The sequence below is a fragment of the Enterococcus mundtii genome, assembly GCF_002813755.1.
Taxonomy (GTDB): domain Bacteria; phylum Bacillota; class Bacilli; order Lactobacillales; family Enterococcaceae; genus Enterococcus_B; species Enterococcus_B mundtii.
On sequence record NZ_CP018061.1, the window covers coordinates 3,128,721 to 3,144,765 of the forward strand.

At 40.1% G+C, this 16,045-nt stretch carries 13 protein-coding genes and 1 riboswitch; of the genes, 10 read left to right on the plus strand and 3 right to left on the minus strand.

Going from position 1 to position 16,045, the window contains the following annotated elements; genetic code table 11:
• Nucleotides 1–255 precede the first annotated feature (255 nt).
• From guaA to EM4838_RS14545, 3 genes are all read right to left on the minus strand, one after another.
• Nucleotides 256–1,821 carry a glutamine-hydrolyzing GMP synthase gene (gene guaA, locus EM4838_RS14535; RefSeq protein ID WP_071867748.1) on the minus strand — a complete coding sequence of 522 codons (1,566 nt, stop codon included), beginning with the start codon at nt 1,819–1,821 and terminating at the stop codon, nt 256–258.
• A gap of 58 nt (nt 1,822–1,879) precedes the next feature.
• On the minus strand, nt 1,880–2,803 hold the full coding sequence (coaA, locus tag EM4838_RS14540) for a type I pantothenate kinase (protein WP_019723173.1): 924 nt from the start codon (nt 2,801–2,803) through the stop codon (nt 1,880–1,882).
• A 376-nt stretch (nt 2,804–3,179) separates the two neighbouring features.
• Nucleotides 3,180–4,100 (minus strand): LysR family transcriptional regulator, encoded by a 921-nt coding sequence (locus tag EM4838_RS14545; RefSeq protein WP_071867747.1) that lies wholly within the window; start codon nt 4,098–4,100, stop codon nt 3,180–3,182.
• 450 nt (nt 4,101–4,550) lie between these two features.
• Nucleotides 4,551–4,718, minus strand: a riboswitch (M-box (ykoK) riboswitch).
• Between the two features lie 329 nt (nt 4,719–5,047).
• Between EM4838_RS14545 and EM4838_RS14550 the strand changes: the two genes are divergently transcribed.
• The 10 genes from EM4838_RS14550 (at nt 5,048) to deoB (ending at nt 16,012) form a co-directional block, all read left to right on the plus strand.
• Nucleotides 5,048–5,653, plus strand: coding sequence for a class I SAM-dependent methyltransferase (locus EM4838_RS14550; RefSeq protein ID WP_071867746.1), 606 nt, complete (start codon nt 5,048–5,050; stop codon nt 5,651–5,653).
• 503 nt (nt 5,654–6,156) lie between these two features.
• Entirely contained in the window at nt 6,157–7,173 is a 1,017-nt protein-coding gene (locus EM4838_RS14555; protein WP_071867745.1) for a LacI family DNA-binding transcriptional regulator, read from the plus strand.
• Nucleotides 7,174–7,314: 141 nt separating this feature from the next.
• Nucleotides 7,315–8,616: a pyrimidine-nucleoside phosphorylase gene (locus EM4838_RS14560; RefSeq protein ID WP_071867744.1), complete on the plus strand. Its 1,302-nt coding sequence runs from the start codon at nt 7,315–7,317 to the stop codon at nt 8,614–8,616.
• Between the two features lie 13 nt (nt 8,617–8,629).
• Nucleotides 8,630–9,292: a deoxyribose-phosphate aldolase gene (gene deoC / locus EM4838_RS14565; protein WP_071867743.1), complete on the plus strand. Its 663-nt coding sequence runs from the start codon at nt 8,630–8,632 to the stop codon at nt 9,290–9,292.
• A gap of 18 nt (nt 9,293–9,310) precedes the next feature.
• A complete protein-coding gene (locus tag EM4838_RS14570; RefSeq protein WP_071867742.1) occupies nt 9,311–9,709 on the plus strand; it encodes a cytidine deaminase in 399 nt (132 codons plus the stop codon).
• Nucleotides 9,710–9,772: 63 nt separating this feature from the next.
• Entirely contained in the window at nt 9,773–10,858 is a 1,086-nt protein-coding gene (locus EM4838_RS14575) for a BMP family lipoprotein (protein ID WP_071867741.1), read from the plus strand.
• A 248-nt stretch (nt 10,859–11,106) separates the two neighbouring features.
• Nucleotides 11,107–12,669, plus strand: coding sequence for an ABC transporter ATP-binding protein (locus EM4838_RS14580; RefSeq protein WP_071867740.1), 1,563 nt, complete (start codon nt 11,107–11,109; stop codon nt 12,667–12,669).
• Nucleotides 12,662–13,795, plus strand: a complete 1,134-nt coding sequence (locus EM4838_RS14585) for an ABC transporter permease (RefSeq protein ID WP_071867739.1) — start codon at nt 12,662–12,664, stop codon at nt 13,793–13,795. The genes EM4838_RS14580 and EM4838_RS14585 overlap by 8 nt, the downstream gene beginning before the upstream one ends.
• Complete coding sequence (locus EM4838_RS14590) at nt 13,795–14,751, plus strand: ABC transporter permease (RefSeq protein WP_010734484.1); 957 nt, start codon at nt 13,795–13,797, stop codon at nt 14,749–14,751. The genes EM4838_RS14585 and EM4838_RS14590 overlap by 1 nt, the downstream gene beginning before the upstream one ends.
• A 94-nt stretch (nt 14,752–14,845) precedes the next feature.
• A complete protein-coding gene (deoB, locus tag EM4838_RS14595; RefSeq protein ID WP_071867738.1) occupies nt 14,846–16,012 on the plus strand; it encodes a phosphopentomutase in 1,167 nt (388 codons plus the stop codon).
• Nucleotides 16,013–16,045 lie beyond the last annotated feature (33 nt).

Genomic DNA, 16,045 nt, shown 5'->3' on the forward strand with positions numbered 1-16,045 from the left:
GTCTCATTTTTCAATGGACTTCAATTTGTGTGTTGAGTAGAACCTTTCCCATAAAATAAAGCAAGACAAAAGCTATAAAGACATATCTTTATGGTATAAACTTCTTGTTCAGAAATTTAGCTATGACACAACTATAAATAGTACATCAAAGAAACAAAGTTATTAAATGTACCTCTTTTTGTATTCCTTTAGTTACAAAACAAAAAAACCGTGGATCCCTTCATTAACAAAGGATTCACGGTTATTTTGATTATTCTATTCCCACTCCACAGTTGCTGGTGGTTTAGAGGTAATATCGTACACGATACGGTTCACGTGTGCGACTTCATTGACGATACGTACAGAGATTTTTTGTAGCACATCCCATGGGATACGTGCAAAGTCAGCTGTCATACCATCGATCGATGTGACCGCACGGATACCGACTGTGTAGTCATACGTACGACCGTCGCCCATGACACCAACAGAACGGATACCAGGTAAAACCGTGAAGTATTGCCAGATGTCACGGTCAAGACCGGCAGCGGCGATTTCTTCGCGTAAGATCATATCTGATTCACGGACGATCTCCAATTTTTCTTCAGTGATTTCACCTAAGACACGGATACCAAGACCTGGTCCAGGGAATGGTTGGCGCCAAACGATTGAGTCAGGCATACCAAGCTGTGTCCCTAGTTCGCGGACTTCGTCTTTGAATAATGTGTTCAATGGTTCGATCAATTCAAATTGCATGTCCTCAGGCAAGCCACCTACGTTGTGGTGTGATTTGATCGTTTGGGCAGTTTCTGTTCCACTTTCGATTACGTCGGTGTAAAGTGTTCCTTGTGCTAAGAAAGACACACCTTCTTCGCCGGCAAGCTTTGTTGCTTCGTCGTCAAACAAGTAGACGAACTCGTTACCGATGATTTTACGTTTTTGTTCAGGATCAGAGACACCTGCAAGTTTATTTAAGAAACGTTCTCTTGCATCTACTTTGATGATGTTCAAGCCGAATTTTCCGCCTAAGCTTTCCATGACTTGATCCGCTTCGCCTTTACGCAATAGACCATGGTCAACGAAAATCGATGTTAATTGATCACCGATCGCTTTTTGTAAAAGGACACCAACGACGCTTGAATCCACTCCGCCAGATAAACCAAGTAAGACTTTTTTATCGCCAACTTGTTCACGGATTTTTTCGATCTGCATGTCGATGAAATTGTTCATTGTCCAATTGCCTTCACAGTGACAGATGTCAAAAGCAAAATGACGTAATAATTCGATTCCGTATTCTGAATGACGGACTTCTGCGTGGAATTGGATACCGTAGAAGTTACGTTCTTTGTCTTGGATCGATGCAATTGGGCAATCGCTACTTGTAGCAACAGTTTCAAAACCTTCTGGTACTTTGGTTACTAGATCCCCATGGCTCATCCAAACGGTTTGTTGTTTTGGTGTTTGGCTGAATAGTGCCGCATCATCGGCTGTTACTTCAAGCAATGCTTTGCCGTATTCACGGTTTTTCGCAGGCTCAACAGAACCGCCAAGTTTGTACGTGATCAATTGCATACCATAACAAATACCCAACACTGGAATTCCTAAATTGAAGATTTCAGGATCAATGCCAAAAGCATTCTCATCATAGACACTGTTTGGTCCTCCAGAAAGGATGATCCCTTTCGGATTCATGGCTTTCACTTCTTCAGCTGTAATACGGTGGCTCAATAATTCAGAAAAAACACCTAAATCACGGATGCGTCGTGTAATCAATTGATTATATTGACTACCGTAATCTAGTACGATGATTTTTTCAACGTTTGTCATATCGGCAACGTTCGTCACATTTATTACCCCTATCCCTTTAAAATTTATCTCAAAATAGTTGAACTATTTTAAAATGCTAATATTTTCGCATGAAAATCGAATCGATAATATGATTTTCAGTTTTATGGAGAATTATATCGGCTCTTCCACGAGTAGGCAAGATATATTCGTTTAAATTCTTCAAATTCACATTTTTCCATACATCTCTTGCCATTTTAAACGCATCTTCACGATTACCAATGGCAAATTGGTAGTAATAGTTTTGTGGATGTTGAAAAGCTGTATCAAGTAACGCGCCAAAGCGATCCAAATACCATTTTTCGATCAATTCAGAATCTGCATCAACGTACACAGAGAAATCAAAAAAGTCACTGACGTAAATTTGTTGATTAGCTGGTAGTTGAAGCGTGTTGATTCCTTCGACGATCAAAATGTCCGGTTGTTGGATCAGTTCATATTCATCGGGAATAATATCATAGACATCGTGAGAGTAGACTGGAACTTTGGTTGTTTCTTGACCGGATTTCACTTGATTAAGAAAATCGATCAACCTTTCCATGTCATAACTTTCCGGAAATCCTTTCCGGTCCATGATACCACGTTCTTTTAAGACTTTATTCGGATATAAAAAACCATCTGTGGTGATTAGCTGGACATTTCTTCGTTTGAATGTCCGAGACAAAATCATTTGCAATAAGCGCGCGGTGGTGCTTTTACCGACTGCGACACTTCCGGCAATCCCGATAATAAACGGTGGGACTTGAGTGTATTTATGAAGGAATAACCCTTTGCTCAGAGAGAGGGATTCAAACTCTTTCATATGCAGAAAAATCAAGTGCGCAAGTGGTACATAAATGTCGCGAACATCTTGCATGGAAATACGGTCATTCAAACTTTTTATACTATCTAGTTCATCTTGTGTCAATGGAGCTTGACCATTTCGGTAAAATTCGCGCCACTCTTCTCTTGCCACACGGTAATAATTCATTGGATCATTCATACATAGCCTCCTGGATTCTCCCATCAATGGACCTATTTTAACATAAATGCGTGTCAAACCCTACCACTTAGGCGAGAAACTAAATGGTTTTTTCTCATATCAAAGGATGGAAGAATAGGCGTTCTTTCTTTTTTGATAACTGAAAAGAGGCGAAGAGAATAGAGGATTGTATAAGAAAAAAGTAACAGTTTAACTCAAAGTTAGCTGAAATAGTAGGAATAGAAGTAACATTCTGGGAAATAAAACGACACCCACCAAAAATTGAAGAACAAATTCAGTGGATGCCGCCTTACTTTTCGAAGATAAATCTCTCTGGGATCTCTTATCGGTGTTCATTTACGACATTGAAATACTTGTTTTATTTTGATTTCAGTATTTATCGTTTTGGCAAGTAATAGGTGCCAGTATCAGCAGAGCCCATCATTTGTGTAGTGTGACATGTTTGATTGAAAATCGCTTGGATTTCTTTTTCAACCTCTGGATAGAAGTAAAAGTTTTCTGATTCACTGTTTTTATAAAGATAAAAATGAATGGTTGGAAATGTTGGCAGCGAGACAAAACAAACAGGTTCAATAGCTAAAAGTTCTTGCGCAAAGGTATTGGCTAATAGCATTCCTTTTCCTTCTGTAATCATTTTCGTTGCTCCTAAACTATCTGGACAGACGATATATTTTGGTTCATTGGTCAGCTGTTTGACTACTTTTTTTGTAATCACTTGATGTTCGACATGGTCGAGTAAAAAGATAAAAGGTAACTCTTCTAGTACTTCCGCGGATAATATCCCATCTGGTTTTACAAAATAGCTACTGATTGCAACTTTAAGTTCCAAAGTGGCTAACCTTGTTTGAATGAATTTGGGGTGATCTAAGGTAGCAGAAGTAATGGCAAAGTCGATTTCTTTCTGACTTAGTTTATTTAGCAGATCCAATGAAGGAATATAACGGTAGTCGATCGTAAAGTTTTGATGCCGGCTTTGATATTTGTTTGCTTCAAAGATAAACGAAGCATCGCTTGTGCCGACACGCAAAGAAGGATAGTCTACTGATTCATTTAATGAGATATTCAATTTCTTCGCTTCCGCCAAAATCAATTCTACGGAAGGAAGGATTGCTTTTCCATGGGTACTCAATATGATCTTTTTCCCGTGACGCTCAAACAGATCTGTCCCGATTTCTTGTTCTAAACTTTTTAACGAACTACTTAACGAAGAAATACTAACATGGAGCTCTTTTGAAGCTTGTGAGAGACTATTGAAACGGGCAATCATATAGAAATATTCTAATTTTTCGATCGACATACAGCTATGCCTCCTTTATCATTCTATTCTCCTCTTAAATTTCTCATGAGCCTCTTAAAAAAACAATAGTTATGTTGAGGCGCACGTAGAGATTAAACAATCCTTAATAAATTGTGAAATAAATCACTATATAATTGAATAGTAAATGAATCCGTACAATTTATTGTTTGCTGATGGAATTGGATGTGAGTTGGTCATTAATAAATTTTTTTCTGGAAAGACAGTCATTGCTTTGTTGTAGTGGATGAAGCGAATCTCAACCAAGTAAGGAAATCGAAATAGTTGAAATAGCAATAGGGTACCAAGACAGCCATGTTTACCTAAAGCAATGTTCACCGGTTTCTTGGTGGTGCAATTTTTGCTGACAACATAAAAAAGCCTCCTTAATACATAAAGGGCGGCGTACTCAAATAAACATTGGAAAGTGTAATTTGCAATTGTGGTGCGCAATTGTAATCACGTTAATTGAGCTTTGGCTTTCTGAGACGTAAGAAACAAGTTCTAGTTATCTTGGAAAAGCCTTAATTCGACAATCCCTGCTTTACTCGTTACTGTCTCTCGACATTTCCGAGCGATAACCTATGTTCTTCAGAGTAACCTCACCTAATATGATTATTTTTTCATCCACATCATAAAGGTCAGCGGAAGTAAGAGTCAATAATACTCCTTCTTCTAATCGGGTGATCATCTCGCGATTTGTCATCATAAAGGCGGTGATATCAAAGGTTATGCTCGTCCTATTTACCCTGTTCCTACTTTCACGAAACAGATTACGCAAATACCGAAAAGGGTAAATAGAGAAATACTAAGGAATGCGATTTTTCTTTCTGTAGTGCATTAAATCGCTTGATTCTGTAAAAGAAAACCGAAGACATACAGTTTCACTTGCACCTTCTCATGGAACACGTTAGACTATGAACAACTAACAGATAAGAAGGATGGAAACTATGACGAATCATTATTATTCCGAACACCCAGAGACAGCTCATGAGTTTGACGAATGGTCATTTGAGCTAAGAGGGAAAACCTTTCAGTTCGTGACGGACTCCGGCGTGTTTTCACGTGAAACAGTTGATTATGGCTCACGTGTATTGATCGATGCCTTTGAATGGACACAGTTACCAGAAGGCAAAATTTTGGATGTTGGCTGTGGCTATGGTCCAATCGGGCTTTCGCTTGCCTATGCGAGTGAACGTTTCGTGGAAATGGTAGACATCAATGCCAGAGCGGTTGATTTAGCGCAAGGAAATGCGAAGCGAAATCAAATCAAGAATGTAGCGATTCATCAGTCAAACATTTATGAAGAGGTGACAGAAACAGATTACGCTGCAATCGTCAGCAATCCGCCGATTCGAGCAGGCAAAAAAGTCGTACATGAAATCTTGACAGGTGCGTATCCTCGTTTACGTACGGGCGGTACTTTAACGATCGTCATTCAGAAAAAACAAGGGGCACCTAGCGCACAAAAGAAAATGCAAGAAACATTTGGAAACGCAGAAATCGTGATCAAAGATAAAGGCTATTATATTATCCGAAGTGTGAAGGAAGACTAAAAACAACTGAATATAAGCAACGAAACAGTTGAAGAAATGAGTAAGGATTTCTTTAACTGTTTTTGTTTGTACAAGAAGTTGATCAATGGATGTGAAAGGAAAATGATAGTGCCAATAAAGTAATAAATAAGTAATGCAAGATAGAAAAATAACATATTATTTAATGCTTTTACATATCTAAAATAACAGTAAAAAAGCACATCGAGTTTTTTTAAAAGTCTTTAAAATCAGAGCAATTTAAATATACTAGCGTGGGTCGGTCGAGTTGTAGAGTATAGATGTTACTACACCAAATAAACGGATAGTCATCGGTGATAGGTAAATAAAGTAGGATAAGGGGAAGTGAGAGTGAACCACGAAACATAAGACATTGTTATAAAATTTATCTAGTGAATCTCTATATGAGACTCATTTACTTTTGACCAAGCCTCATTTCCTCTATCCATTTTGAAAACCATTTGGTACACTGTTAGGGAATTTACATATATAAAGGGGGAACAAAAGTGAAACTGACAATTCGAGATATTGCTGAGATGGCGGGTGTTTCAGTGACGACTGTGTCACAGATTTTAAATAATAAAGGCAGCCGTTTTAGTGAAAAGACACGAAAAAAAGTGTTGTCGATCGTAAATGAACATCATTACAAGCCAGATTATTTTGCTTCTAATGTGATCAATCGTCACTCAAAAACGATTGGTATGATCGTGCCAGATGTGACGGATTTCTTCTTTTCAAAAGTGATCGAAGGGGTTGAAAGTTATTTAAATCCCTTAGGATATGTCATCATTCTTTGTAACTCCAGACATAGTCAAGACAATGAACTGAAGTATTTAAGGGAGCTTTCTCATCGATCCGTGGATGGTTTATTGTTAGCGACGCCGAATGTATTGCCTCAAGAGTATGCCCTTGATAGTGGTTTTTATAACAACATGCCGATCATCCTAATCGATCGTGGGTTGAATCGTCGGGATAACGGTCGCTTGATCGTGAAGGAATATGAAGGCGCTTATCAAGCTGTCTCGTTATTGATCAAAAATGGTCATACTAAAATTGGTATGCTAAAAGAGACAACTGGCTATTATCAGTTAGAAGAGCGATTCAATGGTTATCGTCATGCCTTAAAAGATCATGGATTAGCGTTCAACGGTAAGTTTGTAGAAGAAGGAGATCTGACTGTTCAAGGAGGGTACGAAGCAAGTAAACGCTTGTTACGGCACAAAGATGTGACGGCGGTGTTTTGTGGCAATGATGCCATGGCAATTGGTTGTTACCAAGCAATCGATGAAATGGGCAAGCGTATTCCAGAGGATATTTCGGTCATCGGCTTTGATGGATTAAAATTGTCTGAGTATATGATCCCTAAGTTGACAACGGTCAAACAACCGAGTTTCGATATCGGTTTTTATGCAGCTCGCTTTTTGATTGATACGATTGAATTTCCACAAAGAAAAGTTCCGAACAAAGTCTTTGAAACAAAATTAATTATTCGTGAGAGCGTAAAAACATTGACAAAGGTCTAGTAGGGCGTTATATTGCTTATGTAAGTGTTTACAAAGCTGGTAAGATACATTGCGGGAAAATAGTAAACCGGTTTACTAAAGTGGTTTACCTTTTTCAAAATTCCTGTATAATACCGAATGAAGAACGAGGAGGATTACGGCATGCGGATGGTCGATTTGATCGAAAAAAAGAGAGATGGACACCAATTATCAAAGGAAGAGATTACGTACATTGTCACGAACTACACAAATGATAACATTCCTGATTACCAAATCAGCGCATTATTGATGGCTATCTTCTATCAGGATATGACCGATGAAGAAATCACTGATCTAACGTTGGCAATCGCTCATTCTGGCGATGTGATCGATTTGAGTTCCTTAGATGGGATCAAAGTCGACAAGCATTCTACCGGAGGGGTAGGGGATACAACTACCTTGATTTTAGCACCTTTAGTAGCAAGTGTAGGCGCAACTGTGGCAAAAATGTCAGGGCGTGGTCTTGGTTACACAGGTGGTACATTAGATAAGTTAGAGGCTATTCCTGGATTTCGGATCGAACTATCAGATGAAGAATTCATCCGCACCGTGAACGAAAGTAAAGTAGCGGTGATCGGCCAATCGGGCAATCTCGCTCCAGCAGATAAAAAATTGTATGCCTTGCGTGATGTGACGGCAACGGTCAACTCGATCCCATTGATTGCTAGTTCGATCATGAGTAAGAAAATCGCCGCAGGAGCGGATGCGATCGTGCTAGATGTGACGACGGGTGACGGTGCCTTCATGAAAAATATCGAAGATGCAAGACGTCTAGCGAAGACCATGACACGGATCGGCAAATTAGCCGGTCGCCAAACAGTAGCAGTGATTTCTGATATGTCTGAACCGTTGGGTGAAGCAATCGGCAACAGCTTAGAAGTCGTTGAAGCCATTGAAACACTTCAAGGGAACGGACCGGAAGATTTAGTTGAAATGTGCTATGCTTTAGGTAGTCAAATGGTCGTTTTAGCCGAAAAAGCGGCATCGATCGAAGAAGCGCGCGAAATGCTAAAAGAAGCCCTCGAATCTGGGCGAGCGCTAGCCAAATTCAAAGAAATGATCCAAAACCAAGGGGGCGACTCGACGATCGTCGATGAACCTGCGCGGTTGTTAACTGCTCGTTATATTTATGAACTGCCAGCGAAGACAACAGGTGTCGTGACAAAAATCGTTGCGAACGAATTAGGAATCGCAGCAATGATGCTTGGTGCAGGACGTAAAACGAAAGAAGATTCGATCGATCATGCTGTTGGTTTGCGATTGAATAAGAAAATCGGTGATAAAGTAGAAACTGGCGAATCGCTATTGACGATCTATAGTAATGAAGAAGACATTTCGCCAGTGATCGACTTGTTATATAAAAATATTGAAATCGGTGATACGGCTGAACAGCCTATCTTGATTCATGACATCATTACAGAGTAAAAGGAGAAGAGACATGGAATTAAATCGAATGATCGACCACACAATTCTAAAAGCAGATGCAACAAAAGCAGATGTGATGCGCATTATTGAGGAAGCAAAAAAACATCATTTCTATTCAGTATGTATCAATCCAACATGGGTTGCCTTGGCGAAAGAGGAATTACAAGGTGAGCCAGTCGCTGTTTGTACCGTTATTGGTTTCCCATTAGGAGCAAATACAGCCGCAACAAAGGCATTTGAAACAACGAATGCGATCGAAAATGGCGCAGATGAAGTGGATATGGTCATCAATATCGGTGCCTTGAAATCTGAACAAGACGATGTCGTGAAAAAAGATATCGAAGCCGTAGTCGAAGCTGCAAAAGATCGTGCGTTAGTTAAAGTAATTATTGAAACAGCCTTGTTAGAACAGGCGGAAATCATCAAAGCTTGCGAATTAGCGAAAGCTGCAGGAGCTGATTTTGTGAAAACATCTACTGGGTTCTCAACAGGTGGCGCGAAAGTGGAAGATATTCGCTTGATGCGTGAAACGGTTGGTCCAGAAATGGGCGTCAAAGCTTCAGGAGGTATCCACAATGAAGCAGAAGCCATTGCGATGATCGAAGCCGGTGCAACACGAATCGGTACAAGTGCTGGTGTGTCAATCATGTCCGGTTCAACTGGCGAAGGCTATTAATATTCTAAGGAGAAAAAGATGTCAGAAATCAAACAAGAATGGATCGATATCGCTATCGACGCTTTGGATAAAGCGTATGTGCCTTATTCCAAATTTCCAGTAGGTGCTTGTTTAGTGACAGCATCTGGGAAAACCTATCAAGGATTGAATATCGAAAATGCGTCATTTGGCTTAACGAATTGCGCAGAACGTACTGCGTTTTTTAAAGCAGTATCTGAAAAAGAAATGGACTTTACACATCTAGTCGTTGCAGGTCATACACCTGAGCCGATTTCTCCATGTGGTGCTTGTCGCCAAGTAATGGCAGAATTTTGTGACCCAGAGATGCCAGTCACGTTGGTTGGCGACAATGGTGTGGCGAAAACGATGACGGTAAGAGAGTTATTACCTTACGCATTTTCAGAAAAAGATTTATAAATTATGTTCAATTCAGTCAGCTGACTGTTGAAAAAACAACTACTTTTAGGGGGCTTTACAGAAATGAAAAAAGCAAAATTATTTGGTTTAGGTGCTATCGCACTATCAGCAGGCTTACTTTTAAGCGCATGCGGTAACGGCGGTTCAGATTCTACTGATTCAACCGGTGGAAACAGTGCATCAGGAACAGCAACTGCAGCATTGATTACAGATACAGGTGGCGTCGACGACCGTTCATTCAACCAGTCAGCTTGGGAAGGGTTAGAAGATTGGGGTAAAGAGCAAGGCTTGTCACGTGGAAACGATGGCTTCCAATATTTCCAATCTGCCAATGAATCAGACTATATCCCAAATATCGATCAAGCGTTAAACGCTGGCTTCAAAACAATTTTTGGGATTGGGTTTAAATTGAAACCTGCAATCGAAGAACAAGCAACAAGTAACCCTGAAACAAACTTTGCAATCATTGATGATGTGATCGAAGGAAAAGACAACGTCGTTTCAGCAACATTCAAAGATAACGAAGCTTCTTATCTTGCTGGAGTTGCAGCAGCTTACACAACTGAAACAAATGTGGTTGGATTTATCGGTGGTGTTAAAGGTGAAGTAATCGACCGTTTTGAAGCTGGTTTTAATGCCGGAGTTAAAGCAGGTGCTGAAGCGTTGAACAAAGAAATCGAAGTATTGAACCAATATGCAGGTGATTTCTCAGCTCCAGATAAAGGACGTTCAATCGCACAAGGTATGTACGCACAAAATGCTGACATCATTTTCCATGCTTCAGGTGGGACAGGTAACGGTGTCTTCCAAGAAGCAAAATCATTAAATGAATCAGGCGACAAAACAGTTTGGGTAATCGGTGTTGACCGTGACCAATCTGACGAAGGAAACTACACATTGAATGGTGAAGACAAAAACTTCACATTGACATCAACACTTAAAGGTGTAGGAACAGTTGTAAAAGATTTAGCTCAACAATCAGCAGACGGTAACTTCCCTGGTGGCGAACACACTGTTTATGGTTTGAAAGAAGATGGTGTCGGTATCACTGAAGGCCAACTTTCTGATGAAGCGAAAAAAGCAGTAGATGAAGCAAAAGAAAAAATCATTTCAGGTGATATCGAAGTTCCTGAAACTCCTGAAAGCTAATAAATACCATTTCTATAGCCTTGTTGGACAATTGTTTAACAGGGCTATCGTTTAGTTATCTACTTAATGTTGTTTTTTTATGCAAGTTGCTAGGTACCCCGATTTGGATAAGGGAACAACTTGTAACAAGTAGCTTAGCTCCTTGGATTTTGGTTACTCGATGAGCGACGTTTTGTGAACGATCGTCATCGTCCCTTTTATTTTTTAAACAATGTCGTCTGGATATAAATTGTTAGGATGTGAAAAATGTGGATCAAGAAAATATTGTCATCGAAATGCGAAATATCACGAAACAATTCGGTACTTTCAAAGCAAATGACAACATCAACCTTCAAGTGAAAGCAGGAGAAATCCATGCCTTGCTTGGTGAAAATGGTGCAGGTAAATCAACGTTAATGAATGTTTTATCCGGTCTTTTAGAGCCAACATCAGGTGAGATTTTGATGCACGGCAAAGAAGTAAACATCACGAGCCCGACGAAAGCCAATCAATTAGGGATCGGAATGGTGCATCAACACTTTATGTTAGTCGATGCATTCACAGTAACAGAAAATATCGTACTAGGTAGTGAGCCAAGTACAGGCGGTATCTTGAACCGCAAGAAAGCCCGTGAAGAAATCAAACGATTATCTGAACAATACGGCTTAGCAGTGAATCCGGATGCGTACGTTCGTGATATTTCTGTCGGTATGGAACAACGTGTGGAGATTTTAAAAACACTCTATCGTGGGGCAGATGTCTTGATCTTTGATGAGCCAACAGCCGTACTGACGCCGCAAGAAATCGATGAATTGATCGTGATCATGAAAGAGTTAGTCAAAGAAGGAAAGTCGATCATTTTGATCACACATAAATTAGATGAGATCAAAGCAGTTGCCGATCGTTGTACGGTCATTCGCCGTGGTCAAGGAATCGGAACGGTCAATGTGAAAGATGTTTCTTCGCAACAGTTAGCCGATATGATGGTCGGAAGAACCGTCTCATTCAAAACAATGAAAAAAGAAGCACGTCCACAAGAAGTGGTGCTTTCTGTTGAAAATCTTGTAGTTAAAGAAAACCGGGGATTAGAAGCAGTGAAAGATTTGAGTCTGGAAGTCCGAGCAGGTGAAGTCTTAGGTATTGCTGGAATCGATGGAAATGGACAATCGGAGTTGATCCAAGCGTTAACTGGTTTACGTAGAGTAGAAAGTGGAACGATTCGTTTGAAAGACGAAGAGATCACGAATAAAAAACCACGTAAAATCACTGAATCTGGGCTAGGACATGTGCCAGAAGATCGACATAAATATGGCTTGGTCCTTGATATGACTTTATCTGAAAATATTGCCATGCAAACCTACTATCAAAAACCGTATAGTAAAAATGGTCTGTTGAATTATGGTGTGATGAATGAACATGCGAGAGATTTAATCGATGAGTATGATGTGCGGACAACGAACGAATTAGTTCCAGCGAAAGCTTTATCTGGTGGGAACCAACAAAAAGCCATCATTGCACGTGAGATCGATCGTGACCCTGATCTACTGATCGTTGCGAATCCAACACGTGGATTAGATGTTGGTGCGATCGAGTTTATCCATAAACGTTTGATTGAGCAACGTGATAAGTTCAAAGCAGTTTTATTGGTTAGTTTTGAATTAGAAGAAATTTTAAATGTGTCCGATCGTATTGCGGTAATCCATCAAGGAAAAATCGTCGGGATCGTTGATCCAAAAGAAACATCTGAAAACGAGCTAGGTCTATTGATGGCGGGTTATACTTTAGAAGAAGCACGTAGAGAGTTAGAAAAGGTTGGTGACACACATGAATGATCGTAGCGAAAGGTTCCGTAATCTGCTAGTGCCTATATTTTCGGTTATTTTAGGGTTGATTCTAGGTGCTATTTTGATGGTTGCCTTTGGTTACCATCCAATCCAAGGATATTCTTCCATGTTGAATGCTTCGTTAGGTTCACAACGAAGTATCGGTGAAACATTAAGACAAGCAACACCTTTGATTTTTACAGCCTTAGGTTTTTCTGTTGCAAATTCAGCCGGATTCTTTAATATCGGGCTTTCTGGACAAGCACTTTGTGGTTGGATCATAAGCATTTGGACCGCATTAGCTTTTCCAGATCTACCAAAAATCATTCTCTTGCCAATGTGCGTGATTTTAGGTGCACTTGCTGGGGCAATGGCCGCAGCTATTCCAGGATTGTTACGTGCGTTCTTTGGAACAAGTGAAGTTATCGTAACAATCATGATGAATTATATTTTGCTCTATTTAAGTACGTATACACTTCATGAAATAATGCCTGAATCTTATCGTTCAAGTTTAGACTCTTCAAATATGATCAGTGAGAATGCTTCCTTACGTATTCCTTGGCTAACGCAGATGTTTGGAGGCTCTCGTGTGAATGGCGGACTCTTCTTGGCACTGATTGCGTTAGTGGTTGTATGGATCGTTATGAAGAAAACAACCTTAGGCTTTGAGATCCGTTCTGTTGGATTGAATCCATACGCCTCTGAATATGCGGGAATGAGTAGTAAACGAACAATTGTCTTATCCATGGTTATTTCTGGTGGATTAGCTGGACTAGGTGGTGTGGTCGAAGGACTAGGAACATACCAAAACTTCTTCGTTCAAACAACTTCATTATCCATCGGGTTTGACGGTATGGCCGTGTCATTATTAGGTTCTGGTTCTGCCATTGGGATTTTGTTATCTGCGCTATTATTCAGTGTCCTAAAAATCGGTGGATTAGGGATGCAGACCGGTGCTGGGGTACCGTTTGAAATCGTCAATGTATCGATTGCCTTGATCATCTTCTTCGTGGGGATCAACTTCTTGATTCGTTTCCTTATGGCGAAATTCTTCCAAGGGAAAAAACAAGAGGAAATCGTCGCAACGATTGAAACGAAACCAAATCATCAAAATCAAGAAGGAGGAGAGCTGTAATGTCAACAGTAGAACTGATTTCCTTGATCCTTACATCAACACTTGTTTATTCAACACCGTTGATTTTAACCTCCTTAGGCGGAACGTTTTCTGAACGAAGCGGGATCGTCAACGTTGGGTTAGAAGGCATCATGGTGATGGGGGCGTTTAGTGCGGTCGTCTTCAACTTGACGATGAGTGACACATTAGGCTCAATGACTCCTTGGATTGCTATTTTAGTCGGTGGCGTGGTTGGTGTTCTCTTTTCCTTGATCCATGCAGTCGCAACGATCAGCTTGCGCGCAGACCATATCATCAGCGGAACGGTCATCAATTTGATGGCACCTGCTTTAGGTGTATTTTTGATCAAAGCATGGTATGGTAAAGGACAAACAGACAATATCTCACAAAACTTAGGTTACTTTTCATTTCCTGGATTATCTGAGATTCCAGTGATTGGTCAAATTTTCTTTAGAAATACATTTTTACCAGCGTATTGTGCGATTTTAATTGCTGTTATCGCATGGTTCGTCATCTTCAAAACTAAATTTGGTTTACGTTTACGTTCTGTTGGGGAAAATCCTCAAGCTGCAGATACACTAGGGATCAATGTATATGCGATGCGCTATTCAGGTGTCTTGATTTCTGGTCTTCTTGGAGGAATGGGTGGAGCTGTTTTTGCTCAATCGATCTCTGGGAACTTTTCAGCAGGAACGATTGTCGGTCAAGGGTTCATCTCAATGGCTGCAATGATTTTTGGTAAGTGGAATCCACTAGGTGCGATGGGTGCATCCTTATTCTTTGGTTTTGCACAAAGTTTGAGTATCATCGGCGCGCAATTACCAGTTATTTCTTCAATTCCACCAGTTTTACTACAGATTGCGCCTTATCTATTAACAATTATCGTTTTAGTGGCGTTCTTAGGTAAAGCATCTGGACCAAAAGCCAACGGTAAGAATTATATAAAATCCAAATAATCGTTTAGTGATTAAAAAGGGCGGGTTACGGGAAGTTTTTTTCGGCTCGCCCTTTTTACTTTATAAAGAAAATAAATAGAAAGAAGGAATACTCATGTTTAAACGCGTACATTTGATCGTCATGGATTCAGTCGGAATCGGAGAAGCACCTGATGCTGAAAAATTCGGAGATAAAGGTTCGGATACATTAGGTCATATTGCTAAAGAAGCTGGGTTGACGATACCGAATTTGGAGCAACTTGGATTAGGAACGATTCGTCCTTTAGAAGGGGTCGAAGCAGTGCAAGATCATCAAGGGTATGCGACAAAATTGGAAGAAGTTTCTGTCGGCAAAGATACAATGACAGGACATTGGGAAATCATGGGCTTGAATATCAAAACACCATTTCGTGTTTTTCCAAACGGCTTCCCTGATGAATTATTGAAGAAAATCGAAGACTTCTCTGGACGTAAAATTGTTTGTAACGAACCTTATAGCGGAACAGCAGTCATTGACGACTTTGGTGAACATCAAATGAAAACCGGCGACTTGATCGTTTATACGTCAGCTGATCCAGTGTTACAAATTGCTGCACATGAGGAAATTATTCCTTTAGAAGAACTTTATCGGATTTGCGAATATGTTCGTGAAATTACAAAAGATGATCCTTATATGATCGGTCGGATCATTGCCCGTCCATATCTTGGTGAGCCAGGTAACTTTACGCGAACAAGCAACCGTCACGATTACGCATTAGATCCATTTGGACATACGGTTTTAGACTCATTGAAAGAAGCCGGCAAAGATGTTATTGCAGTCGGTAAGATCAATGATATTTTCAATGGTCAAGGCATCACCGATTCTGTTCGTACGAAAAGCAATATGGACGGTGTGGATCAATTATTGAATGTCATGAAACAAGACTTCACTGGGTTGAGTTTTACAAACTTAGTCGATTTTGATGCGTTATACGGTCATCGTCGCGATGTGGTTGGTTATGCGCGTGCCATTGAAGATTTTGATTTGCGTATTCCAGAATTATTAGATGCAATGGCTGATGATGATCTATTATTGATCACCGCTGACCATGGGAATGATCCAACTTTCACTGGTACCGACCATACTCGCGAATATGTGCCACTACTTGCTTATAGTAAACAAATGAGTGGGCAAGGTAGTTTACCACAAGGTTATTATGCGGATATCTCTGCAACGATTGCCGAAAACTTTGACGTAGCAGCAACTGAAAATGGCGAAAGCTTTTTAAAACTATTGAAATAACGACGTGCATCATCCATCAATGAATCATCATTG

Excerpts from the sequence above, each read along its gene's own strand:
- EM4838_RS14575 (WP_071867741.1), top strand. The coding sequence starts at position 9,773 with ATGAAAAAAGCAAAATTATTTGGTTTAGGTGCTATCGCACTATCAGCA.
- coaA (WP_019723173.1), bottom strand. The coding sequence starts at position 2,803 with ATGAATGATCCAATGAATTATTACCGTGTGGCAAGAGAAGAGTGGCGC.
- EM4838_RS14550 (WP_071867746.1), top strand. The coding sequence starts at position 5,048 with ATGACGAATCATTATTATTCCGAACACCCAGAGACAGCTCATGAGTTT.
- deoB (WP_071867738.1), top strand. The coding sequence starts at position 14,846 with ATGTTTAAACGCGTACATTTGATCGTCATGGATTCAGTCGGAATCGGA.
- EM4838_RS14590 (WP_010734484.1), top strand. The coding sequence starts at position 13,795 with ATGTCAACAGTAGAACTGATTTCCTTGATCCTTACATCAACACTTGTT.
- deoC (WP_071867743.1), top strand. The coding sequence starts at position 8,630 with ATGGAATTAAATCGAATGATCGACCACACAATTCTAAAAGCAGATGCA.
- EM4838_RS14570 (WP_071867742.1), top strand. The coding sequence starts at position 9,311 with ATGTCAGAAATCAAACAAGAATGGATCGATATCGCTATCGACGCTTTG.
- EM4838_RS14545 (WP_071867747.1), bottom strand. The coding sequence starts at position 4,100 with ATGTCGATCGAAAAATTAGAATATTTCTATATGATTGCCCGTTTCAAT.
- EM4838_RS14560 (WP_071867744.1), top strand. The coding sequence starts at position 7,315 with ATGCGGATGGTCGATTTGATCGAAAAAAAGAGAGATGGACACCAATTA.
- EM4838_RS14585 (WP_071867739.1), top strand. The coding sequence starts at position 12,662 with ATGAATGATCGTAGCGAAAGGTTCCGTAATCTGCTAGTGCCTATATTT.